The sequence below is a fragment of the Streptomyces pactum genome, from assembly GCF_016031615.1.
Taxonomy (GTDB): Bacteria; Actinomycetota; Actinomycetes; order Streptomycetales; family Streptomycetaceae; genus Streptomyces; species Streptomyces pactus.
In genome coordinates this window covers 1893700-1915128 of the sequence record NZ_JACYXC010000001.1, presented here as the reverse complement: position 1 = coordinate 1915128, position 21429 = coordinate 1893700, and the positions used below count along the sequence as shown (strand labels likewise).

Genomic DNA, 21429 nt, shown 5'->3' with positions numbered 1-21429 from the left:
CCGGCCACCGGCCATCAGCCACCGGACGTCGCCACCGCCCCCGGCCCCCCGGCGCTCCCCGTATCACCGGCGCACCCGTGCCCGTGGTGCTCCCGGCACGCCGACGCCCGCCCGGTCACGGAGGACCGGGCGGGCGTCGTGCTGTGCGTCGGGCCGGGGCGGGTGTGCGTCCCCGGTCGGCGCGCCGGCCGGGGAGCGCCCCGGAACCGGTGGGTCAGACGGTGCGGAAGGCCAGCACCACGTTGTGCCCGCCGAAACCGAACGAGTTGTTGAGGGCCGCGATGGTGCCCTCCTGCGGCAGCTCCCGGGGCTTGTCGCGCACGATGTCCGCCTCCGCCTCCGGGTCCAGCTCCTCGATGTTGATCGTGGGCGGGGCCGTCCGGTGGTACAGGGCGAGCACCGTCGCCACGGTCTCCACACCGCCCGCGCCGCCGAGCAGGTGACCGGTCATCGACTTGGTGGCGGAGACCGCCATGTGGTCCACGTCGTCGCCGAACACCTTGCGCAGCGCCTTGATCTCCGCCACGTCGCCCTGCGGGGTCGAGGTCGCGTGCGCGTTGACGTGCGCGATCTCGGACGCCTTCAGGTCGGTGCCGGCCACCAGGTTCTGCAGCGCGTGCGCGATCCCGTTGCCGGACGGCTCCGGCTGGGTGATGTGGTGCGCGTCGGCCGACACGCCCTGGCCGACGGCCTCCGCGTAGATCCGCGCGCCGCGCTGCCGGGCGTGCTCCTCGGACTCCAGCACGATCACGCCGGAACCCTCGCCGAGCACGAAGCCGTTGCGGGCGGTGTCGAACGGACGCGACGCGCCCTGCGGGTCGTCGTTGTTCTTCGACATCGCCATCATGTTGCCGAACGCGGCGATCGGCAGCGGGTGCACCGCCGCCTCGGTGCCACCGGCGACGACCACGTCGGCGCGGCCGGTGCGGATCATCTCGATGGCGTAGCCGATGGCCTCGGCGCCCGAGGCGCAGGCGCTGACCGGGGTGTGCACACCGGCCCGGGCTCCCACCTCCAGGCTGACGTTGGCCGCCGGGCTGTTGGGCATCAGCATCGGAACGGTGTGCGGAGAAACCTTTCGGACACCCTTCTCGCGCAGCACGTCGTACTGGTCGAGCAGGGTGGTGACGCCGCCGATACCGGAGGCGATCACGGCGCCCAGCCGGTCCGGGTCGACCGAGGAGTCCACCCCGGCCTTGCCGGTGAAGCCGGCGTCGGCCCACGCCTCCCGGGCCGCGATCAGCGCGAACTGCGCCGAGCGGTCCAGCTTGCGGGCCTGCGGCCGGGGGATGATCTCCCCCGGTTCGACGGCGATCTGCGCGGCGATACGGACCGGCAGCTCGGCCGCCCACTCCTGGGTGAGGGGCGAGATGCCGGACTCGCCGGCGAGCAGGGCCTGCCAGGTCGATGCGCTGTCGCCACCCAGCGGTGTGGTTGCGCCGATACCGGTGACGACCACGGTGCGGTTGGTCGAGTTCATCGGAATACTTACTCCGCGTCTAGACGGTGCGAGGGTGCGGTGCCCGCCACCGCTTGCGGGTGGCGACAGGCGCTCGGGTCAGGATTCCTGGTGCTTGAGGATGTAGTCGGTCGCGTCGCCGACGGTCTTGAGGTTCTTGACGTCGTCGTCCGGGATCTTCACGCCGAAACGCTCCTCGGCGGCGACGACCACCTCGACCATGGACAGCGAGTCCACGTCCAGGTCGTCGGTGAAGGACTTGTCCCGCTCGACGTCCTCGACCGGGATGCCGGCGATCTCGTTGACGATCTCCGCGAGACCCGCGACGATCTCTTCCTGCGTGGCGGCCATTGCGGCGCTCCTTCATTGGTGTGTTGCGGTGGAGTACGCAGCGTCCGGGCTGTGCCGGGCTGCGTGGAAAGAACCTTCCGGCCTGCGCCGGGGGAGGATCTTGCCTAGGGGAGGGTAACGACCGTCGCTGCGTACACGAGACCCGCCCCGAAGCCGATGACGAGCGCGGTGTCCCCGCTCTTCGCCTGCCCGGTCGCCAACAGCCGCTCCATGGCGAGCGGAATGGAGGCTGCCGAGGTGTTGCCGGTGGTCTCCACGTCACGGGCGACCGTGACGTGCTCCGGCAGCTTGAGGGTCTTGATCATCGAGTCGATGATCCGCATGTTGGCCTGGTGGGGGATGAACACGTCGAGGTCCTCGGCGCTCACCCCGGCCTCGTCCAGCGCCTTCTGGGCGACCTTGGCCATCTCGAAGACGGCCCAGCGGAACACCGCCTGGCCCTCCTGGTGGATGGCCGGGTACCGCACCTCGGCGGCGGTGGCGTCCCGGTACACGTCCCACGGCAGCGTCTGCGTGATGGTGTCGGACTTGTCACCCTCCGAGCCCCAGACCGTGGGGCCGATGGCCGGCTCGGCGGACGGGCCGACGACGACCGCGCCGGCCCCGTCGCCGAAGAGGAAGGCGGTGGCCCGGTCCTCCCGGTCCGTCAGGTCCGACAGCCGCTCCACCCCGATGACCAGCACGTACTCCGCGCTGCCCTCCACCACCAGGCCCTTGGCCAGGGTGAGGCCGTAACCGAAGCCGGCACAGCCCGCGGAGATGTCGAACGCGGCCGGCTTGCCGGTGCCCAGCTCGTGGGCGATCCGGGTGGCGATGGCCGGGGTCTGCTTGAAGTGCGACACGGTCGAGACGATCACCGCGCCGATCTGCTCGGGCAGCAGCCCGGCGCCGGCGATGGCCTTCCCGCCCGCCTCGACGGACATCGCGGCCACCGTCTCGTCCGGCCCGGCGAAGTGCCGGGTGGCGATGCCGGAGCGGGACCGGATCCACTCGTCGGAGGAGTCGATGTACCGCAGGATCTCCTCGTTCGGCACCACCCGGGTGGGCCGGTAGCCGCCGACGCCGAGGATACGGGCGTACGGGGAGCCCTTGCTGGGCTTGATCTTCGAGGTCATGCTCTGCTCGCTCCTATTCGGCCGGGGACACGGCGGCGGGCGTTACGGCGTGCTCGGCGACCAGCGCGCGGGCGGCGTCCAGATCGTCCGGGGTCTTCAGCGCCAGGCGGGCGACGTCCGGCAGGGCGCGCTTGGCGATGCCGGTCAGCGTGCCGCCCGGCACCAGCTCCAGCAGCGCGGTCACCCCCAGGGCCTCGAACCGCTCCATGCACAGGTCCCAGCGGACCGGGCTGGACACCTGGTTCACCAGGCGCCGGACCAGGTCGTCACCGTCCCGGACGACCTCGCCGTCCCGGTTGGAGACGAACGGCACCCGCGGGGCGGCCACCTCGACACCCTTGGCCGCGGCCTCCAGCGCGGAAACGGCCGGTGCCATGTGGTGGGTGTGGAACGCGCCCGCCACCTTCAGCGGTACCACCCGCCGGGTGCCCTCGGGCTTGTCCTCGGCGAGCGCGGCCAGCTGTTCGGCGGTGCCCGCGGCCACGATCTGCCCGGCGCCGTTGACGTTGGCCGGGGTCAGCCCCAGCTTCTCCAGGTGCGGCAGGACGTCCTCCTGCTCGCCGCCGAGCAGCGCGGCCATGCCGGTCTCGGTGACCGCGGCCGCCTCGGCCATCGCCAGGCCGCGCCTGCGGACCAGCTCCAGCGCGGCCTCCGGGGTCAGCGCCCCGGACGCCGCGGCGGCGGTCAGCTCACCGACGCTGTGGCCGGCCACCACGTCGAAACCGCCGGCGAGCCCGTCCCCGAAGAGCGCCTGCGCGGACACCAGGCCGGCCGCCACCAGCAGCGGCTGGGCGACGGCGGTGTCGCGGATCTGCTCCTCGTCGGCGTCCGTGCCGTAGTGGATCAGATCGAGGTCGATGGCGTCCGACCACGCGCGAAGGCGGTCTTCCACACCGGGGAGTTCGAGCCAGGGGGACAGGAAGCCGGGCTTCTGGGCACCTTGGCCGGGAGCGACGAGTACGAGCACCTTCACACTCTCTCTTGTGGGGGGTCCGCCCCGCCCGTGGGGACAGGGACCAAGAACCGCGAAGGGAATTGTTGGGGTCCGACAAATGTCTAGCTCTGAGCCTCCGCCGCGGTCAGCCGACCGAGGATCAGAGCGATACGCAGAGTGAACGCCGACCTGACGTCGGAGGGTGACCATCCGGTGACGTCCGTCACACGTCTCAGCCGGTAGCGCACGGTGTTCGGGTGAACGAAAAGCATCCGGGCGGCACCCTCCAGGCTGCTTGCCTGCTCCAGGTAGACGCTGAGCGTTTCCAGTAGTGCGGAGCCGGCCTCCTCCAAGGGTCTGTAGATCTCCTCCACCAACTGCTCGCGTGCGGAAGGGTCTCCCGCCATCGCACGCTCCGGAAGGAGATCATCCGCCAGCACCGGCCGGGGGGCGTCGGGCCACGCCGCACAGGCCCGCAGACCGGCCGCTGCGGCCTGCGCGGAACGGGTGGCCGCCAGCAGGTCGGGGACCACCGGCCCGGCCACCACCGGCCCGGCGGCGAACGGCCCGATCAGTGCCTTCGCGGTCTGCAGCGGGTTGTCCGAGCCGCCCGCGATCACCACCAGCCGGTTGCCCAGCACCCCGGTGAGCACCTGGAGCTTGGCGTACCGGGAGGCCCGCCGGATCGCCTCCACGGTCAGCTCGTTGTCGCCGTCCGGCGCGGTGCCCAGCACCACCACCACGTGCTCCGGGGAGTTCCAGCCCAGCGCCGCGGCCCGGGACAGCGCGCCCTCGTCGGCCTCCCCGGAGAGCACGGCGTTCACCACCAGCGACTCCAGCCGGGCGTCCCAGGCGCCGCGCGCCTCCGCCGCCTGCGCGTACACCTGGGCGGTGGCGAAGGCGATCTCCCGGGCGTAGACCAGCAGCGCCTCGCGGAGCACCGACTCGTCGCCGGGCGCCGCCACGTCGTCGATCGCCGACTCCATGACCTCGATCGTGGTGCGCACCATCTCCACCGTCTGGCGGAGCGTGATGGCCCGGGTCAGCTCGCGCGGGGCGGTGCCGAAGACATCGGTGCTGATCGCCTGCGGCGCCTCCGGGTGCCGGAACCACTCGGTGAAGGCGGCGATGCCCGCCTGCGCCACCAGTCCGATCCAGGACCGGTTCTCGGGGGGCATGGCGCGGTACCACGGAAGCTGCTCGTCCATCCGGGCGATGGCGCTGGCGGCCAGTTTCCCGGAGGACTTCTCCAGGCGGCGCAGGGTCGCGGCGTGCGGGTGGGCGGGGTGGGACGCGGGTTCAGGCACGAGGACAAGCCTGCCTCATCGCGACCCGTGCCCGTGTGGGGGCCCGGCCCGGCGGGTACTACCGTGGGCCCCGTGATGTGGGTGCAACGCGCTGGTGAGCGCTTCCGGGGCGGCGACGGAGCGGGTGTGGACACCCGCCACGCCTTCTCCTTCTCCGGCTTCTACGACCCGGACAACGTACGGTTCGGACCCCTGGTGGCGTGCAACGAGGAGCGGCTGGCCCCGGGCGCCGGATTCGACGAGCACCCGCACCGCGATGTGGAGATCGTCACGTGGGTGGTGGAGGGCGAACTCACCCACGAGGACTCCACCGGCCACCGCACCCGGGTCCGCCCCGGCGACCTCCAGCGGCTGACCGCCGGGCGCGGGGTGCGGCACGCCGAGCGCAACACCGGCTCGGTGCCGCTGCGGTTCGTGCAGATGTGGCTGACCCCCTCGGGGTACGGCTCCGAGCCCGGCTACGAGGTGGTGCGCGGGCTGCCCGCCACCGCCTCCTACCGGCTGCCGGGGGCCGACGCGGTGCTCCACACGCACCACGCGGCGGCCGGCACGGGCACCGCGCTGCCGGCGGCGCCCCGGGTCTACCTGCACGTGGTGCACGGCACGGTGGAGGTCGCCGGCGAGCTGCTCGGCCCCGGTGACGCGGCCCGCCTCACCGACCCGGCCGGCGTGACCGCCCTGGCCCGGGACGCGGCGGAGTACCTGGTCTGGGAGATGGGCCCGGAACCCGTCCTGGGCTGAGCGGCGGGAACGGGGCGCACGGCGGGGCGGTGGTGGGATACGGCCGCCCGTCCGGGAGAGGGCCGCACGGCACGCCGGACGTCCGACGGGCCGGGCGCGCGGGCGCCGGCCCGTCGAAGCGTCCGGCGGGTACGCGCCGGACGCCCGGATCCGCCGGGATCCCTGCGGCCGGCCCGGTTCGCTCGGGGCCGCCCGGTCAGCCCAGTTCGGCCAGGACCGCCTCGGTCAGCTTCGGCCAGACCTCCACCGCCCACTCCCCGAAGGCCCGGTCGGCCAGCGCCACACACGCGGCGCCCGCCCCCGGATCGACCCACAGGAACGTGCCGGACTGGCCGAAGTGCCCGTAGGTGCGCGGCGAGGAGGAGGCCCCGGTCCAGTGCGGCGACTTGGTGCCGCGGATCTCGAAGCCCAGCCCCCAGTCGTTCGGCTTCTGGTTGCCGTAGCCGGGCAGCACGCCGTTGAGGCCGGGGAACGCCACCGAGACCGCCGCCGTGACGGTCTGGGCCGCCAGCAGCCGCGGCGCCTGGAGCTCCGCCGCGAAGCGCACCAGGTCGTCGACGGTGGACACCCCGTCCTTCGCGGGCGACCCGGCCAGCTCGGTGGCGGCCATGCCCAGCGGTTCCAGCACCGCCTCCCGCAGGTAGTCGGCGAAGGGGATGCCGGTCGCCCGGGTGAGGTGCTCGCCGAGCACCTCGAAGCCGGCGTTGGAGTAGATCCGCCGGGTCCCCGGGGCGGCCATCACCCGGCGCTCGTCGAAGGCGAGCCCGGAGGTGTGGGCGAGCAGGTGGCGGACGGTCGAGCCGTCCGGCCCGGCCGGCTCGTCCAGCTCCACGGCCCCCTCCTCGACGGCGACCAGCACCGCGTACGCCGCGAGCGGCTTGGTCACCGAGGCGAGCGGGAACCGGCGGGCGGTGGCACCGTGCGCCCCGGCGAGGGTTCCGTCGGCGCGCACCACGGCCGCCGCCGCGTTCTCCACCGGCCAGTCGTCGATCATCCGCAGGCTCTCCATGGGCCCGAGCCTAACGCGTGCCGCCCCGGGCCCCGGATCCGCGCTTGCCTGGAGTGCGCTCCAACTCTCTAGCGTTGATCAGGTCATGAGGGAGCAGACCTTCGGACCCGCGAACGACAAGGGGGAGCGGTCATGACCGTCATCGAGACCGAGAGCCCGGCGCAGGCCCCGGCCGGGACGGGGGACAGGCCGGTACCGCTGAGCCTGTGCCTGACGCCGGACGCGCACCCCCGGCCCACCGGCCAGGACCGCTACACCATCAGCGAGGTCGCCGCGTTCACCGGGCTGTCGGCCCACACCCTGCGCTGGTACGAGCGCATCGGGCTGATGCCGCACGTGGACCGCGACCACATCGGGCAGCGCCGCTTCACCAACCGCGACCTGGACTGGCTGGCCCTGGTCGGCAAGTTGCGGCTGACCGGGATGCCGGTCGCGGACATGGTCCGCTACGCCGAGCTGGTGCGGGAGGGCCCGGCCACCTACCCGGCGCGCGAGGAACTGCTGACCGCGCACCGTGAGGAGGTGCGGCGCCGCATCGCCGAACTGAACAGCACCCTCGAAGTCCTCGACTACAAGATCGACGTCTACGCCGACGCCCGCCGCCGGGCGTCGCGGGAAACCTGATGAGGCACACCCGATGACCGACTCAACGCACAACGACCCCGCGCGCAACGAATCCCCGCGCACCGACTCCCCGGACACCGGCACCGGGGGCACCACCACCGCCGGCCGCACCACGGCCCCGGAGCACCCCCTCCCCGCCGCCGGACCGATCGGCACCGCCACCCTGGGCGCCGGCGGCCCCCGGGTCGGGGTGCAGGGCCTGGGCTGCATGGGCATGGCCCACGCCTACGGCCCCACCGACGCCCAGGAGGCCCGGGCCACCCTGGAGTACGCCCTGGACCTGGGCGTCACCCTCTTCGACACCGCCGACATCTACGGCTTCGGCCGCAACGAGGAGTTCCTCGCCCCCTTCGTCCGGGCCCACCGGGACCGGCTGGTGCTGGCCACCAAGTTCGGCATCGTGCGGCGCGAGGACGACCCCTCGTACCAGGACATCCGCAACGACCGGGAGTACGTCCGCCGGTCGATCGAGGGCAGCCTGCGCCGGCTGGGCGTGGACCACGTAGACCTGTACTACATGCACCGCCGCGACCTCGACGTCCCCATCGAGGAGACGGTCGGCGCGATGGCCGAGCTGGTCGCCGAGGGGAAGGTGCGGCACCTGGGGCTGAGCGAGGTCTCCGGCGGCGAACTGCGCGCCGCCCACGGGGTGCACCCCATCGCCGCCGTGCAGTCGGAGTGGTCGCTGTTCAGCCGCGACGTGGAGGAGAACGTGGTGGGCGCGGCCCGCGAGCTGGGCGTGGCGTTCGTCCCCTACTCGCCGCTCGGCCGGGGGTTCCTCACCGGGGCGTTCACCCGGGCCGAGGAGGAGCTGACGGCGGACGACTGGCGGCGCACCCAGCCCCGCTTCACCGGGGAGAACGCCACCGCCAACGCGGCCCTGCTGGAGCCGCTGCGCCACATCGCGGCGGAGCGGGGCGTCACCCTCGCCCAGGTCGCGATGGCCTGGGTGCAGCAGCGGGCCGAGGTGCACGGGCTGACCGTGGTGCCGATCCCGGGCACCCGCCGGCGCACCCGGCTGGCGGAGAACACCGCGGCCACCCGGCTGCGGCTGACCGGCGCGGAACTGGCCCTGCTGGAGCCGGTGGCGGGCCGGGTCAAGGGCGGCCGGTACGCCGACATGGGCTTCACCTCGGCGGGGCGGGAGTAGCGGCCGCCCGGGGCGCCCCGCGGGCGCGCCGTCCCGGGGCCGGCGTCCGGCCCCGCCGGTCCGGGCCCGGCCGGCCCACGGGGGTCCGGCACCGCCGCCGGCCCGGAAGGGCCCCGGCGGCCGGGCGGTTGCCGGGACCGGTGCCGGAGAGGGGCGGGCCGGAGGCCGGCGGCGGGCGGCGCTGTGACCGGGCCGCCGGACCGGTCACAGCTCGGCGAGCAGCTGCGCCTTCTTCGCGCTGAACTCGTCGTCGGTGAGCAGTCCCGCGGTGTGCAGCTCGCCCAGCTGGCGGATCCGGTCGGCGATCTCCGCCGGACCGCTGCGCGGCGCGACCGCCACCCGCACCGGGGGCGGCTCGGGGGTGAGCGCGGGAGCCGTACGGCCGGCGGCCCGGACCGCCTCCAGCACCGCCGCGGCGAACGGCAGCGACTCGTGGACGAGCCCGTAGCCCATGCCGAAGACCACGGCGGCCGGGTCCTGGTCCACCGGCGTCCGCGGGCTGGACGCCGCCTGCGGGCCGGCCGCCCGGTCCAGCCGCAGATGGCCCTGGAGGCTCTCCGGCGAACGCCACTCCACGCCGCACAGCTCCGCGACGGGGAACCGCTGGTCCCCGGCCTTCCACTTCGCCGAGGAGGCCCCGGTGCGGGACCAGCGGAAGGTCACCGCGGTGCCGTCGAAGGACGCCTTGCCGTCGTACGCCTTGAAGGCCAGCGGCGGCGCGGGCGCGGCCACCAGCTGCTCCTCGGCCGGCTGGTCCGCGAGCGGGTCCAGCACCGCCCGTATCTCCTCGGCGTAGTACTCCGCCAGCCGCTCCCGCTGCACCGGCAGCACCATCCGGTACGGGTCGCAGCCCTCCTTGAGCTGCCCGTCGGCCACGTCCATCAGCGGATCCGCGCCGGGCCTGGGCACGGCACGCAGCACCACCGTTCCGCGCCTGCCCGGGGACAGCTCCACCCCGGCGATGGCCTCGTACGGGACCCGGCGTTCACCGAGTGTCTGCAGCAGCTTCGGCGTGCGAATCCCCCGTTCGAAGCGGATGAGCACGGAGTCGGTGTCGAACTCCCAGACGGTGTGGAAACCCGCCAGCACATCACCCATGCGGCTCATCGTATGCGGCGGCGGCCCGCCCGTCCCCCTTTGGTGCACTACGCGCGTCAAAACGCCTATTCGGCCATCCGCCCGGCGCGGTAGGCCCGTCCACCGCCGGACCGGCCTCCCGTCTACCCGCGGGCCGCGGGGGAGGGGCGGCCGCCGGGACCCCGATGGGTGTCCGCCGCCGGCGCCGCCGGTGCGGCGTCCCGGCCGTGCCAGTCCGCCAGCAGCGCCGGGCCGAGCTGCTCCAGGTGTACCGCCGCGATCGCCCGCAGCGACTCCAGGGTGGGCTCCGGACCCTCGCCCCACAGCCGCCCGGCCACCCGCATCGCCCCGCTCAGCGCCGCCACCACCAGCCGCGGCCGGGGGTCGGCGTCCACGTCCACCCCCTCGCGACGGGCTATCTCCCGGGCCAGCCGCTCCTCCAGCTCGACGCCGCGGCGCAGGTGCACCGCGAGCAGCGCCGGCGTGGACTCGATCAGCTGGTACATCCGCAGGTGCACCTCGACCGGCACCACGCTCTCGATCGCCTCGCCGAAGGTCTCCCACGCGTCCAGCGCGGCGTTGTGCAGCGCGGTGAACGGCGGCTCACCCGCCGGCCGGGCGCACAGCGAGGCGAGTATGTGCGCCTCGGTGACGTCCTGCACGGCGAAGGCGACCTCCTCCTTGTTGCCGAAGTAGCGGAAGAAGGTGCGCTGGGAGATGTCCACCGCCGCGGCGATCTCCTCCACCGTCGTCCGCTCGTACCCCTGCCGGGTGAACAGCTCCAGTGCCGCCGTGATGAGCGCGTCGCGGGTCCGCCGCTTCTTGTGCTCGCGAAGCCCCACCCGGGCCGCGGGCCGCTCTGCCGCCATGTCCACTCTCCTCGGGTTGCCTCGGGCCGCGCCACGAAAGTGGCCACCTTACCCAGCCGGGCGCCGCCGCGAGGCCCCTTCCGCGGTCCCGGTGCCGGGCCCGCCCCCGGGACCGCGCGCCGCGTCAACCCTCGGGCGCAGAAAGCGGGTTGGGGGACGGCCGAGGGGGCGCCCCCTATCCGGGTGGACCCCGGCGGCCGGTCTTGAGGGGGCGGTGCCGCGCCGACCAGGCTGCGTCCGGTCCGCGCCACGGAACGCCACCGGCGACCGGGCCACGGACACCACGGCGCGACGTCCCGACGGACAGCACGTCACGACGTCACGACGGACACCAGAGGACGGCGTCACGACAGCACGACGCCACGACCGGACACGGGGAGAACGATCACCATGCGTGCCTTCAGCACCGCCACCCTCACCTTCGCCGCCACCGCCGCCACGACGGCCCTGCTGGCGGCAGCCGCCCTGCTGAGCCCGGACCCGGCGACCGCCGCGCCCCGGGCGGGGCACTGCTCCGCCGGAGAGCTGTGCCTGTGGGAGCGCGGCGGCTTCCAGGGGACCCGGCGGATCCATGAGCTGGCCGGGACCGACATCGAGAGCTGTGTGCCGCTGCCCCGCGGCGGCGCCGCCTCGCTCGCCAACCGCACCGGGCGGCCGGTGACCACGTACCAGAGCGCCGAGTGCGCCGAGACCGGCGAGTTCGACACCTACCCGTCGGGCTCCTGGGCCCCGGAATCGCCCTACCGCATCCGGGCGTTCAAGATCTGGGAGAGCTGACCGGCGGGTCGGCGGCGGGCGGCGCCGTGCCCGTGGCCGGCGCCCCCGGCCCTGCCGCCCCCGGCCCCGTCCGCGCTTCCGAGGCCGTGTCCGGCGCGCCCCTACCGGGTACCGGCCCCGGCCCCGCCTCCGGCCCCGGCCCGGCCCCCGGCCGCGGGACCGCACCCGTACGCGGCCCCGCCGTCAGCCGGGCGTCCGCGTCCGGGGCCGGCCCCGGTTCCCGCGCCGCCGGGCCCCGCCGCCCCGCCGGCCACCGCCCCGTCGGCCGGGGCCGGGCCGCCGGCCACCGCCGGGCCGTGCGCCGAGGTGAGCCGGGCGACCTCCGCCCGCAGCGCCCTGACCTCGGCCGTCAGCGCCTCCATCGCGGCGGCCCGGCGGTGCTCCCCGGCGTCGTCGCGCTCGAAGCGGGAGATGAACCACGCGGCGATGTTCGCGGTCACCACACCCAGCAGGGCGATGCCGGAGAGCATCAGGCCCACCGCCAGCAGCCGGCCCGGGCCGGTGGTCGGGGCCAGGTCGCCGTAGCCGACCGTCGTCATGGTGGTGAAGGACCACCACACCGCGTCGCCCAGGGTGCGGATGTTGCCGTCCGGTGCGTCCCGCTCCACCTCCAGGACGGCGAGCGAGCCGAACATCAGCAGCCCGGCGCACGACCCCACCACATAGGTGGTCAGCCGCACCTGTGAGGCCATCCGGGCCCGCTGCCCGACCAGCAGCAGGGTGGAGACCAGCCGCAGCAGCCGGAGCGGCTGCACCATCGGCAGGATCACCACCAGCAGCGAGAGCGGCTGGCTCCGGACGAAGCGCCACCGCCGCGGGGCGAGGTGGAGCCGTACCAGGTAGTCGGCGGCGAAGAGGCCCCAGACGACCCACTCCACCACCAGGCACAGCCGGTGCACCCCGCGGCCGGCCTCCGGCAGCACGATGGGTACGGCGTACGCGACGGCGAAGACCACCGCCAGCCCGAGCAGCGGACCCTGCGTCCGGTGCTCCCAGCGCCGCTGTGCCTCGGTGTCCCGCATGGCCCTCCCTCGTCGTGGTGCCCGCCGCGCCACCCTCGCCCCCCGCCGCGCCACCTGCGCCCCCCGCCCCGGTACCTGCCCGGTTCCGGTCGGGCCCGGCCGGAGCGGCGGACCGGCCGCCACCGGGCCGCCGGGTGGCCATGTGCCCCGGCGCGCGGGCCGCGGAACCCGCCGCGGGGGCCGGAGACCCGACGGGGCCGGGGACCCGATAGGGCCGGCAGCACCGCCCCCACCGGGGACGCCGAGGGTCCGGTGCGGACGCCGGAGGCCCGGCGGGTCCGGGAACCCGCCCGCCGGGCCGGGGGGCGTCAGCCCGCGGACGGGCCGACGTCCTCCGGGGTCAGCGGGGTGCGGGTCTGCTCCGGGGCCGTCTCGAACTGCTCGGCGCCCGCGTGCCCGACCGCCGGCCGCTTCCGGCCGTTGATGTCCGTCACCACGTCCGGGTACGGCCCGGGAGCCGACTTGATCGCGTCCACCTTCAGCGAGTCGGCGGTGAGCCGGAACACCCCCGCCGCGTCGGCCTTCAGCCGCGGGTCGGCCACCACGCCGCCGCCCTCCGGCAGCTCGCCGCGGTCCTTGGCGACCACGTTGCCCCGCCAGGTGAAGTTCTTCGGGCGGCCCGGGGTGCGCACCGCCTTGCCCCGGGAGACCAGGATGTTCGCCGCCACGGTCACCTCGGACGGCGGCGTGGCGTCGGCGCGGACGTTGAGGGCGGGCCGGTCGCTGTCGATGACGACCGTGTTGTGCACCACCAGTGCCCGGCGCGCGGGCTGGTGGGTGGCGTCCCCGGAGTCCAGCACCAGCCCGGTCGTACCGCGCACGTGGTTGTTGAAGACCCGGTGGTCGTCGCCGCAGACCCGGATGCCGGCCGTGCCGGAGAGGAAGTTGCCGGAGACCTCGGTGTCGTTCCCGGCCCGAAGCACGATGGAGCCGCGCTTCCCCTCGGCGACGGTGTTGTCGCGCACGGTGTTGCCGGAGCACTTCACCGACACCACCTCGTCGTCCCCGTGGCAGCGCAGGAAGAGGTTCTGGGAGATCACCGCACCGGCGACCGCCGGGCCCTTGTCGCCGTAGCCGAGCCGGATCGCCTCGCCGCCGTTGGCGCCGTCGAAGGTGTGGTCGTGGAAGAGGTTGCGGTCCACCCGCACCCGCTTGGCCACCGAGTCCCCGGGGCCGTTGATCTGCAGGAAGACGCCCTCGGACGCCTTGTTGCGGAAGGTGTTCCGGTCCACCCGGGTGTCGTCGGCCTCCACCATCAGCCAGGTGTTCTTCCCCGACGGTTCGTCGAACTCGAAGAGGTTGCGGGTGATCCGGATGTGCCGGGCGGCGGACCGGATCCGGAGCATGGTGGACTGCCGGAACTGGAAGCCCGATATCACCACGTGCTCGACGCGCGCCTCGTCGTCGAAGTCGAAGCTGCTCTCCCCGTCGAACACCGCCTTGCCCCGGCGCGCGGAGATGATGGTGATCGGCTCGTCCTCGGTGCCGGACCGGGTGATCCGCAGCGGCTTGTCCGGCCGGTACTGGCCCGGCGCCACCTCGATGCGCTGACCGGGGCGGGCCTCGGCGAGCGCCTTCCGCAGCGACGCCACGTCGTCCACCGTCACCACCGGCGCGGCGGCAGCGGCGGTGCGGTGGGCGTCGTCCCCTCGGACGGACTGGCTGGTCATGACTGGATTCCCCTCCTGATGGGCCCGTGGTACCGCCGGCGTGCACCGGCGACCGGGCCGTGACCAGCGGATCTTACGGCCCCGCCGGCCCCGCCCTCGACCGGCGGCGGCGACAACCGGTCATATCAGGAGAGCCGGGCCGATCCGGCGTGTCGCGCTGGACGAACCGAACGGCCGGGGCCCCGGATCGCAAAGGTGTGCGATCCGGGGCCCCGGCCGTGGTGTCTTAAGGCCCGCTCGGGCCGGTCTCCCGCCGCCGCGGCGCGCGGCCCGGCGGCGGGGTGGCTCAGGCGTCGCCGCCCGCCGCGCCCGGGTCGGCCGCCGCCACGTCGAGCAGCTGGTAGCGGTCGATCGCCTGCTTCAGCGCGGAGCGGTCGATCTTGCCCTCCTTGGCCAGCTCGGTGAGGACCGCCAGCACCACCGATTCCGCGTCGATGTGGAAGAACCGGCGGGCCGCCCCGCGGGTGTCGGCGAAGCCGAAGCCGTCGGCGCCCAGCGACTGGTAGGCGCCCGGCACCCAGCGCGCGATCTGGTCCGGGACCGCCCGCATCCAGTCGGAGACGGCGATCTTCGGCCCCTCGGCGCCGGCCAGCGCGGTGGTCACGTACGGCACCCGCTGCTCCTCCTCCGGGTGGAGCAGGTTGTACTCCTCGGTCGCGACCGCGTCGCGGCGCAGCTCGTTCCAGGAGGTCGCCGACCACACGTCCGCCTTGACGTTCCACTCCTCGGCGAGGATGCGCTGGGCCTCGATCGCCCACGGCACCGCCACACCGGAGGCGAGGATCTGCGCGGGGATCGCGCCCTTCTCGCCCTGCTTGAAGCGGTACAGGCCCTTGAGGATGCCCTCGGTGTCCACGCCGTCGGGCTCCGCCGGGTGCCGGATCGGCTCGTTGTAGACGGTGAGGTAGTAGAAGACGTCCTCGCCCTGCGGGTGCTCCGGCGACGAGCCGTACATCCGGCGCAGACCGTCCTGGACGATGTGCGCGATCTCGAAGCCGAACGCCGGGTCGTACGCCACCACGGCCGGGTTGGTGGAGGCGAGCAGCTGGGAGTGGCCGTCGGCGTGCTGGAGGCCCTCACCGGTCAGCGTGGTGCGGCCGGCGGTGGCGCCGAGCACGAAGCCGCGCGCCAGCTGGTCGGCCATCTGCCAGAACTGGTCACCGGTGCGCTGGAACCCGAACATCGAGTAGAAGACGTAGACCGGGATCAGCGGTTCGCCGTGCGTGGCGTGCGCCGAGCCGGCCGCGATCAGGGACGCGGTGCAGCCGGCCTCGGAGATGCCGTCGTGCAGCATCTGCCCGGTCGGCGACTCCTTGTAGGCGAGCAGCAGCTCGCGGTCCACGGCCTCGTAGGTCTGGCCCAGCGGGTTGTAGATCTTGGCGGACGGGAAGAGCGAGTCCATGCCGAAGGTGCGGTACTCGTCCGGCGCGATCGGCACGAACCGCTTGCCGATCTCCTTGTCCCGCATCAGGTCCTTCAGCAGCCGCACGAACGCCATGGTGGTGGCGATCTGCTGCTGGCCGGAGCCCTTCTTCAGCGCGGCGTAGGTCTTGTCGTCCGGCAGGTTCAGCGGCTTGGACCGCACCACCCGGGTGGGCACGTACCCGCCCAGCGACTTGCGCCGGTCGTGCATGTACTGGATCTCTTCGGAGTCCCGGCCGGGGTGGTAGTACGGCGGCAGGCCCGACTCCAGCTCCTTGTCCGCGATCGGCAGGTGCAGCCGGTCCCGGAAGCGCTTGAGGTCGTCGACGGTCAGCTTCTTCATCTGGTGGGTCGCGTTGCGGCCCTCGAAGTTCGGGCCGAGCGTCCAGCCCTTGACCGTCTGCGCCAGGATCACCGTCGGCTGGCCCTTGTGCGCCTTGGCCGCCGCGTACGCCGCGTAGATCTTGCGGTGGTCGTGACCGCCGCGACCCAGGTGGAGGATCTGGTCGTCGGTCATGTTCTCGACCATCTTGCGCAGGCGGTGGTCGTCGCCGAAGAAGTGCTCCCGGATGTACGCGCCGGTCTCGGTGGCGTACGTCTGGAACTGCCCGTCCGGGGTGGTGTTCAGCTTGTTCACCAGGATGCCGTCGCGGTCCTGCGCGAGCAGCGGGTCCCAGCTGCGGTCCCACACCAGCTTGATCACGTTCCAGCCGGCGCCGCGGAAGACCGACTCCAGCTCCTGGATGATCTTCCCGTTGCCGCGCACCGGGCCGTCCAGCCGCTGCAGGTTGCAGTTGACCACGAAGGTCAGGTTGTCCAGGCCCTCGCGCGCCGCCAGCGACAGCTGGCCCAGCGACTCCGGCTCGTCCATCTCGCCGTCGCCGAGGAACGCCCAGACGTGGCTGCGGGAGGTGTCGGCGATGCCGCGCGCCTCCATGTAGCGGTTCATGCGCGCCTGGTAGATGGCGCCGAGCGGGCCCAGGCCCATGGAGACGGTCGGGAACTCCCAGAAGTCCGGCATCGACCGCGGGTGCGGGTAGCTGGACAGGCCGTACGGCGCCTTCGACTTCTCCTGGCGGAAGGCGTCCAGCTGCGGCTCGCTGAGGCGGTCCAGCAGGAACGCGCGGGCGTAGACGCCCGGGGACGCGTGGCCCTGGAAGAAGATCTGGTCGCCGCCGTCGCCCTCGTCCTTGCCGCGGAAGAAGTGGTTGAAGCCGACGTCGTACAGCGAGGCGGAGGAGGCGAAGGTGGCGATGTGCCCGCCGACGCCGATCCCGGGGCGCTGCGCGCGGGACACCATCACCGCGGCGTTCCAGCGGGTGGCGTTGAGGATCTTGCGCTCGATCTCCTCGTTGCCCGGGAAGAACGGCTCGTCCTTGGTCGCGATGGTGTTGACGTAGTCCGTGCTGCGCATCTCGGGCACGGCGACGCGCTTCTCGCGGGCGCGCTCGATCAGGCGGAGCATCAGGTAGCGGGCACGTTCCCGGCCTCGCTCGTCGACGGCCGCGTCGAGCGAGTCGAGCCACTCCTGGGTCTCTTCGGGATCGAAGTCCGGGACCTGGCTGGGAAGGCCGCCAATGATGATCGGGTTGCGATCGGATCCGGAAGCCACGCTGTTCCTTCGGTTTCGGTGGTGCTGGGCACACGGTGGGTTCGTGCTCTGGTGTCGCGCCGGTCTCCATCGTGTACCTCGGTTACGGGGTACGTCATCTCTACCGAGTGGTAACCACCACTCTGTGAGATCGGCACTGCGCGGCCGATCGGCTGGCGACGGCCAAATCGCAACCATACGCCCACAACGGGAGTCGGCTGCGTACGGCCGTTCGGCCGCAGGCGACGTAATCTGGCCACAGAAGTTCACGAAAGCCGCATAACGCTGTGGCGTGAATCACTACACGCTGTACGGGAGAGGCGGTCGCTGCCGCGACGGAGCGATGCGAGTTGCGGTGAGACCGCCCCATCCGTCACCGTTTCGGCGGTCTCACCGGCCGGGTACTTGCGCGATCCGCCCGGCACGTGTGGACTACGCCCAATGCCTCGCGTACGCGCGGGGTGCACACCGCATTCATGAACGTGACAGGAGGACATCCGTGAGCGCGACCGCGGACCACGCGGAGGAGCGGACCAACCCGGCGGCAAAGCTGGGGTTCGAGCCCGGACAGGTGGTCCAGGAGATCGGCTTCGACGACGACGTCGACCAGGATCTCCGTGAAGGCATCGAGTCCGTCATCGGCCAGGACCTCGTCGATGAGGACTACGACGACGTGGCCGACGTCGTCCTGCTGTGGTTCCGGGACGAGGACGGTGACCTGACGGACGCGCTGGTGGATGCCATCGGCCTGCTCGACGAGGGCGGCTTCATCTGGCTGCTGACCCCCAAGACCGGGCGCGACGGCTACATCGAGCCGAGCGACATCAGCGACGCCGCCCAGACCGCCGGCCTGTCCCAGACCAAGAGCATCAGCGCCGCCAAGGACTGGGCCGGCAGCCGGCTGGTCGCCCCCCGGCGCTGACCCCGCCCAGCCCCGGCCGCCGGCGTGCGCCGGGAGCGTGAGAAGTCCGGAGAGCCCCCCTCCGAGCGTGCTCCCCGCGGCCCCGACGGGCCCGGGGGCGCTCGGAGGGGGGCTCACCCGCGTAGGGTGGTCGCGATCCGTAGCGACCACTGCGAAGGGATGGCTTCCATGGCGATAGAGGCCGGTACGAAGGCCCCGGACTTCGAGCTGAAGAACCAGCACGGGGAGACGGTCCGTCTCGCGGACTTCCGCGGCGAGAAGAACGTCGTGCTGCTCTTCTACCCGTTCGCCTTCACCGGGGTGTGCACCGGTGAGCTGTGCGCGCTCCGCGACGAGCTGCCGAAGTTCGTCAACGACGACGTGCAGCTGCTCGCGGTCTCCAACGACTCGCCGTTCTCGCTGCGCGTCTTCGCCGAGCAGGAGGGCCTGGAGTACCCGCTGCTGTCGGACTTCTGGCCGCACGGCGAGACCAGCCGCGCCTACGGCGTCTTCGACGAGGAGAAGGGCTGCGCGGTCCGCGGCACCTTCGTCATCGACAAGGAGGGCGTGGTGCGCTGGACGGTCGTCAACGGCCTGCCGGACGCCCGCGACCTCAACGACTACGTGAAGGCTCTCGAAAGCCTGTAACCCCGGTGGGGAACCCCTCACTAGGATCAACTCGTTGATCCGACGGTAAACGCAACGGGGGCACACCGTGCTCCTGACGAACCTTTTTGGGAGGACTCGTGGGAGTCAGCCTCAGCAAGGGCGGCAACGTCTCGCTGACCAAGGAAGCGCCGAACCTGACCGCGGTGATCGTCGGTCTGGGCTGGGACGCCCGTACCACCACTGGTACTGACTTCGACCTCGACGCCAGTGCCATCCTGACGAACGCGGAGGGCAAGGTCTCCACCGACCAGAACTTCGTGTTCTTCAACAACCTCAAGAGCCCGGACGGCTCCGTGGAGCACACCGGTGACAACATCACCGGTGAGGGCGAGGGCGACGACGAGCAGATCAAGGTGAACCTGGCCGCCGTCCCGGCCGACGTCGCCAAGATCGTGTTCCCGGTGTCGATCTACGACGCCGAGACCCGTCAGCAGAGCTTCGGCCAGGTGCGCAACGCGTTCATCCGCGTCGTCAACCAGGCCGACAACACCGAGCTGGCGCGCTACGACCTCAGCGAGGACGCCTCCACCGAGACCGCCATGGTCTTCGGTGAGCTGTACCGGCACGGCGCCGAGTGGAAGTTCCGGGCCGTGGGCCAGGGCTACGCCTCCGGCCTGCGCGGCATCGCGCAGGACTTCGGCGTCAACGTCTGACCCGTCGCTCCACCGTACGCCGCCACGGCCGCGTGACCCCGGCGCCGCACACCTGATCGATCGGGAGTGCGGCGCCGGGCGTGCGTCGATCCGCGCATCACCGGCCGCACCACAACGGTCGCACCGCACGGGGACGTGATCGGTGCGCGACATCGGGGAGGAATCAGGATCATGGGTGTCACGCTCGCCAAGGGGGGCAACGTCTCCCTCTCGAAGGCCGCGCCGAACCTGACCAAGGTGCTGGTCGGTCTCGGCTGGGACGCGCGCTCCACCACCGGGGCCCCGTTCGACCTGGACGCCAGCGCGCTGCTCTGCCGCGCCGGCCGCGTCCTGGGGGACGAGTACTTCGTCTTCTACAACAACCTCACCAGCCCCGAGGGCTCGGTGGAGCACACCGGCGACAACCTCACCGGCGAGGGCGACGGCGACGACGAGTCGATCGTGGTGGACCTCTCCGCCGTCCCGGCCCAGGTGGACAAGATCGTCTTCCCGGTGTCGATCCATGACGCCGACGCCCGGGGCCAGACCTTCGGCCAGGTCAGCAACGCGTTCATCCGGGTGGTGAACCAGGCGGACGGCGTCGAGCTGGCTCGCTACGACCTCTCCGAGGACGCCTCCGGGGAGACCGCGATGATCTTCGGCGAGGTCTACCGCTACAACGAGGAGTGGAAGTTCCGGGCGGTGGGGCAGGGGTACGCGTCCGGCCTGCGCGGCATCGCTCTAGACTTCGGGGTCAATGTTTCGTAAAGCCGCGTACAGGCGCGGGGGAGACCTTAGAAGAAGGATTGGGTAGCCAGTGCTCCTGAAAACCTTTGGTTGGTCGTTCGCCGTCACGGCGGGTGGGCTGGCCCTGGCCGGAGTCCTCTGGGGGTGGAAGGGGCTCGCGATCGTCGGGATCCTCTCGATCCTGGAGATCTCACTGTCGTTCGACAATGCGGTGATCAACGCCGGCATCCTGCGGAAGATGAACGCCTTCTGGCAGAAGATCTTCCTGACCATCGGCATTCTGATCGCCGTCTTCGGTATGCGTCTCGTCTTTCCGATCCTGATCGTGACGATCACGGCGAAGATGGGGCCCATCGAGGCGATCGACCTGGCCATCAACGACAAGGAACAGTACGAGCACCTGGTCACCGCGGCGCACCCGTCGATCGCGGCCTTCGGTGGGATGTTCCTGCTCATGATCTTCCTCGACTTCATCTTCGAGGAGCGTGACATCAAGTGGCTGGCGTGGATCGAGCGCCCGCTGGCCAAGCTGGGCAAGCTGGAGACCCTCTCCATCGTGGTGGCGCTGGGCGCGCTGCTCTTCACCGCCAGCACCTTCGCCGAGGACGTGGCGCACGGCGGCGGGGACAAGTCCGCCACGGTGCTGCTCTCCGGTGTCGCCGGTCTGCTCACCTACCTGGTGGTCGGCGGCATCTCCGGCTACTTCGAGGGCAAGCTGGAGGAGGAGGACGAGGCCGAGGAGGAGAGCGGTGAGGACGGTGCCGAGGCGGCGAAGAAGCCGGGCGGCCCGACCGTCGTCGGCCTCGCCGGCAAGGCGGCGTTCTTCCTCTTCCTCTACCTGGAGGTCATCGACGCCTCCTTCTCCTTCGACGGTGTCATCGGCGCCTTCGCCATCACCAACGACATCTTCGAGATGGCCCTGGGTCTGGGCATCGGCGCCATGTACATCCGGTCGCTGACCGTCTTCCTGGTCAACAAGGGCACCCTGGACGACTACGTCTACCTGGAGCACGGCGCGCACTACGCCATCGGCTCGCTCGCCGTCCTGCTGCTGGTCACCATCAAGTACGAGATCAACGAGGTGATCACCGGCGGGCTCGGTGTGGCCCTGATCGGTCTGTCGTACTGGTCGTCGGTGGTCCGCAACCGCCGGGAGGCGGCGGCGAACTCCGGGAAGGAAGTGTCCTCGGGGGTCTGAGCGGCCCCCGGGAGGTGACCGCCGTCCGGGAGTGTGACGGCGGCACGAATGCGGAACGCTCACAGCGGGGCGGCCGGGAGGATTCCCCTCCGGTCCGCCCCGCTCGGCGGTTCCGACACACGAACGAGGCCGGCGGCAGGCGGCCGGCGGTGGGGGTGGATGAC

General features: G+C 72.4%; 20 protein-coding genes. 9 read left to right on the top strand and 11 right to left on the bottom strand.

Annotated elements, in window-relative coordinates; genetic code table 11:
• Positions 1-214: 214 nt before the first annotated feature.
• The 5 genes from fabF to IHE55_RS07560 all read right to left on the bottom strand — a co-directional run bounded on the left by fabF (position 215) and on the right by IHE55_RS07560 (position 5166).
• A complete protein-coding gene (gene fabF / locus IHE55_RS07580; protein ID WP_197988324.1) occupies positions 215-1480 on the bottom strand; it encodes a beta-ketoacyl-ACP synthase II in 1266 nt (421 codons plus the stop codon).
• Between the two features lie 78 nt (positions 1481-1558).
• On the bottom strand, positions 1559-1810 hold the full coding sequence (locus tag IHE55_RS07575; RefSeq protein ID WP_197988323.1) for an acyl carrier protein: 252 nt from the start codon (positions 1808-1810) through the stop codon (positions 1559-1561).
• A gap of 104 nt (positions 1811-1914) precedes the next feature.
• On the bottom strand, positions 1915-2925 hold the full coding sequence (locus IHE55_RS07570; RefSeq protein ID WP_197988322.1) for a ketoacyl-ACP synthase III: 1011 nt from the start codon (positions 2923-2925) through the stop codon (positions 1915-1917).
• A 13-nt stretch (positions 2926-2938) separates the two neighbouring features.
• A complete protein-coding gene (locus IHE55_RS07565) occupies positions 2939-3892 on the bottom strand; it encodes an ACP S-malonyltransferase (protein ID WP_197988321.1) in 954 nt (317 codons plus the stop codon).
• 89 nt (positions 3893-3981) lie between these two features.
• Complete coding sequence (locus IHE55_RS07560) at positions 3982-5166, bottom strand: PucR family transcriptional regulator (RefSeq protein ID WP_197988320.1); 1185 nt, start codon at positions 5164-5166, stop codon at positions 3982-3984.
• Between the two features lie 75 nt (positions 5167-5241).
• Between IHE55_RS07560 and IHE55_RS07555 the strand changes: the two genes are divergently transcribed.
• Positions 5242-5907 (top strand): pirin family protein, encoded by a 666-nt coding sequence (locus IHE55_RS07555; protein WP_197991850.1) that lies wholly within the window; start codon positions 5242-5244, stop codon positions 5905-5907.
• 196 nt (positions 5908-6103) lie between these two features.
• On the opposite strand, the gene IHE55_RS07550 is transcribed toward IHE55_RS07555, so the two are convergent.
• Entirely contained in the window at positions 6104-6916 is an 813-nt protein-coding gene (locus IHE55_RS07550; protein ID WP_197988319.1) for a serine hydrolase domain-containing protein, read from the bottom strand.
• Between the two features lie 132 nt (positions 6917-7048).
• Here IHE55_RS07550 and IHE55_RS07545 point away from each other — a divergent pair, with 132 nt between their 5' ends.
• Positions 7049-7540 carry a MerR family transcriptional regulator gene (locus IHE55_RS07545; protein WP_197988318.1) on the top strand — a complete coding sequence of 164 codons (492 nt, stop codon included), beginning with the start codon at positions 7049-7051 and terminating at the stop codon, positions 7538-7540.
• Positions 7541-7553: 13 nt separating this feature from the next.
• Positions 7554-8690, top strand: coding sequence for an aldo/keto reductase (locus IHE55_RS07540; RefSeq protein WP_197988317.1), 1137 nt, complete (start codon positions 7554-7556; stop codon positions 8688-8690).
• A 204-nt stretch (positions 8691-8894) separates the two neighbouring features.
• Here IHE55_RS07540 and IHE55_RS07535 read toward each other — a convergent pair whose 3' ends face one another.
• Both IHE55_RS07535 and IHE55_RS07530 read right to left on the bottom strand, forming a co-directional pair.
• Positions 8895-9788 carry a DUF4429 domain-containing protein gene (locus tag IHE55_RS07535; RefSeq protein WP_197988316.1) on the bottom strand — a complete coding sequence of 298 codons (894 nt, stop codon included), beginning with the start codon at positions 9786-9788 and terminating at the stop codon, positions 8895-8897.
• Positions 9789-9910: 122 nt separating this feature from the next.
• Entirely contained in the window at positions 9911-10636 is a 726-nt protein-coding gene (locus IHE55_RS07530) for a TetR family transcriptional regulator (protein ID WP_197988315.1), read from the bottom strand.
• A gap of 390 nt (positions 10637-11026) precedes the next feature.
• Between IHE55_RS07530 and IHE55_RS07525 the strand changes: the two genes are divergently transcribed.
• On the top strand, positions 11027-11413 hold the full coding sequence (locus IHE55_RS07525) for a peptidase inhibitor family I36 protein (RefSeq protein WP_197988314.1): 387 nt from the start codon (positions 11027-11029) through the stop codon (positions 11411-11413).
• Between the two features lie 101 nt (positions 11414-11514).
• Here IHE55_RS07525 and IHE55_RS07520 read toward each other — a convergent pair whose 3' ends face one another.
• The 3 genes from IHE55_RS07520 to aceE form a co-directional block, all read right to left on the bottom strand.
• A complete protein-coding gene (locus IHE55_RS07520; protein WP_197988313.1) occupies positions 11515-12435 on the bottom strand; it encodes a potassium channel family protein in 921 nt (306 codons plus the stop codon).
• A 308-nt stretch (positions 12436-12743) separates the two neighbouring features.
• A complete protein-coding gene (locus tag IHE55_RS07515) occupies positions 12744-14105 on the bottom strand; it encodes a polysaccharide lyase 6 family protein (RefSeq protein ID WP_197988312.1) in 1362 nt (453 codons plus the stop codon).
• A 286-nt stretch (positions 14106-14391) separates the two neighbouring features.
• A complete protein-coding gene (gene aceE, locus IHE55_RS07510; RefSeq protein WP_197988311.1) occupies positions 14392-17139 on the bottom strand; it encodes a pyruvate dehydrogenase (acetyl-transferring), homodimeric type in 2748 nt (915 codons plus the stop codon).
• A 478-nt stretch (positions 17140-17617) separates the two neighbouring features.
• Here aceE and IHE55_RS07505 point away from each other — a divergent pair, with 478 nt between their 5' ends.
• The 5 genes from IHE55_RS07505 to IHE55_RS07485 all read left to right on the top strand — a co-directional run bounded on the left by IHE55_RS07505 (position 17618) and on the right by IHE55_RS07485 (position 21265).
• Positions 17618-18040: a DUF3052 domain-containing protein gene (locus tag IHE55_RS07505; protein WP_197988310.1), complete on the top strand. Its 423-nt coding sequence runs from the start codon at positions 17618-17620 to the stop codon at positions 18038-18040.
• 168 nt (positions 18041-18208) lie between these two features.
• Positions 18209-18667: a peroxiredoxin gene (locus tag IHE55_RS07500; RefSeq protein ID WP_197988309.1), complete on the top strand. Its 459-nt coding sequence runs from the start codon at positions 18209-18211 to the stop codon at positions 18665-18667.
• Between the two features lie 98 nt (positions 18668-18765).
• Complete coding sequence (locus tag IHE55_RS07495; RefSeq protein ID WP_197988308.1) at positions 18766-19341, top strand: TerD family protein; 576 nt, start codon at positions 18766-18768, stop codon at positions 19339-19341.
• A gap of 171 nt (positions 19342-19512) precedes the next feature.
• On the top strand, positions 19513-20088 hold the full coding sequence (locus tag IHE55_RS07490) for a TerD family protein (protein ID WP_197988307.1): 576 nt from the start codon (positions 19513-19515) through the stop codon (positions 20086-20088).
• A 49-nt stretch (positions 20089-20137) separates the two neighbouring features.
• A complete protein-coding gene (locus tag IHE55_RS07485) occupies positions 20138-21265 on the top strand; it encodes a DUF475 domain-containing protein (protein WP_197988306.1) in 1128 nt (375 codons plus the stop codon).
• Positions 21266-21429 lie beyond the last annotated feature (164 nt).

Coding starts and splice junctions, on each gene's coding strand:
- fabF (WP_197988324.1), bottom strand. CDS start 1,480: ATGAACTCGACCAACCGCACCGTGGTCGTCACCGGTATCGGCGCAACC.
- IHE55_RS07575 (WP_197988323.1), bottom strand. CDS start 1,810: ATGGCCGCCACGCAGGAAGAGATCGTCGCGGGTCTCGCGGAGATCGTC.
- IHE55_RS07570 (WP_197988322.1), bottom strand. CDS start 2,925: ATGACCTCGAAGATCAAGCCCAGCAAGGGCTCCCCGTACGCCCGTATC.
- IHE55_RS07555 (WP_197991850.1), top strand. CDS start 5,242: ATGTGGGTGCAACGCGCTGGTGAGCGCTTCCGGGGCGGCGACGGAGCG.
- IHE55_RS07550 (WP_197988319.1), bottom strand. CDS start 6,916: ATGGAGAGCCTGCGGATGATCGACGACTGGCCGGTGGAGAACGCGGCG.
- IHE55_RS07545 (WP_197988318.1), top strand. CDS start 7,049: ATGACCGTCATCGAGACCGAGAGCCCGGCGCAGGCCCCGGCCGGGACG.
- IHE55_RS07540 (WP_197988317.1), top strand. CDS start 7,554: ATGACCGACTCAACGCACAACGACCCCGCGCGCAACGAATCCCCGCGC.
- IHE55_RS07535 (WP_197988316.1), bottom strand. CDS start 9,788: ATGGGTGATGTGCTGGCGGGTTTCCACACCGTCTGGGAGTTCGACACC.
- IHE55_RS07530 (WP_197988315.1), bottom strand. CDS start 10,636: ATGGCGGCAGAGCGGCCCGCGGCCCGGGTGGGGCTTCGCGAGCACAAG.
- IHE55_RS07525 (WP_197988314.1), top strand. CDS start 11,027: ATGCGTGCCTTCAGCACCGCCACCCTCACCTTCGCCGCCACCGCCGCC.
- IHE55_RS07520 (WP_197988313.1), bottom strand. CDS start 12,435: ATGCGGGACACCGAGGCACAGCGGCGCTGGGAGCACCGGACGCAGGGT.
- IHE55_RS07515 (WP_197988312.1), bottom strand. CDS start 14,105: ATGACCAGCCAGTCCGTCCGAGGGGACGACGCCCACCGCACCGCCGCT.
- IHE55_RS07500 (WP_197988309.1), top strand. CDS start 18,209: ATGGCGATAGAGGCCGGTACGAAGGCCCCGGACTTCGAGCTGAAGAAC.
- IHE55_RS07490 (WP_197988307.1), top strand. CDS start 19,513: ATGGGTGTCACGCTCGCCAAGGGGGGCAACGTCTCCCTCTCGAAGGCC.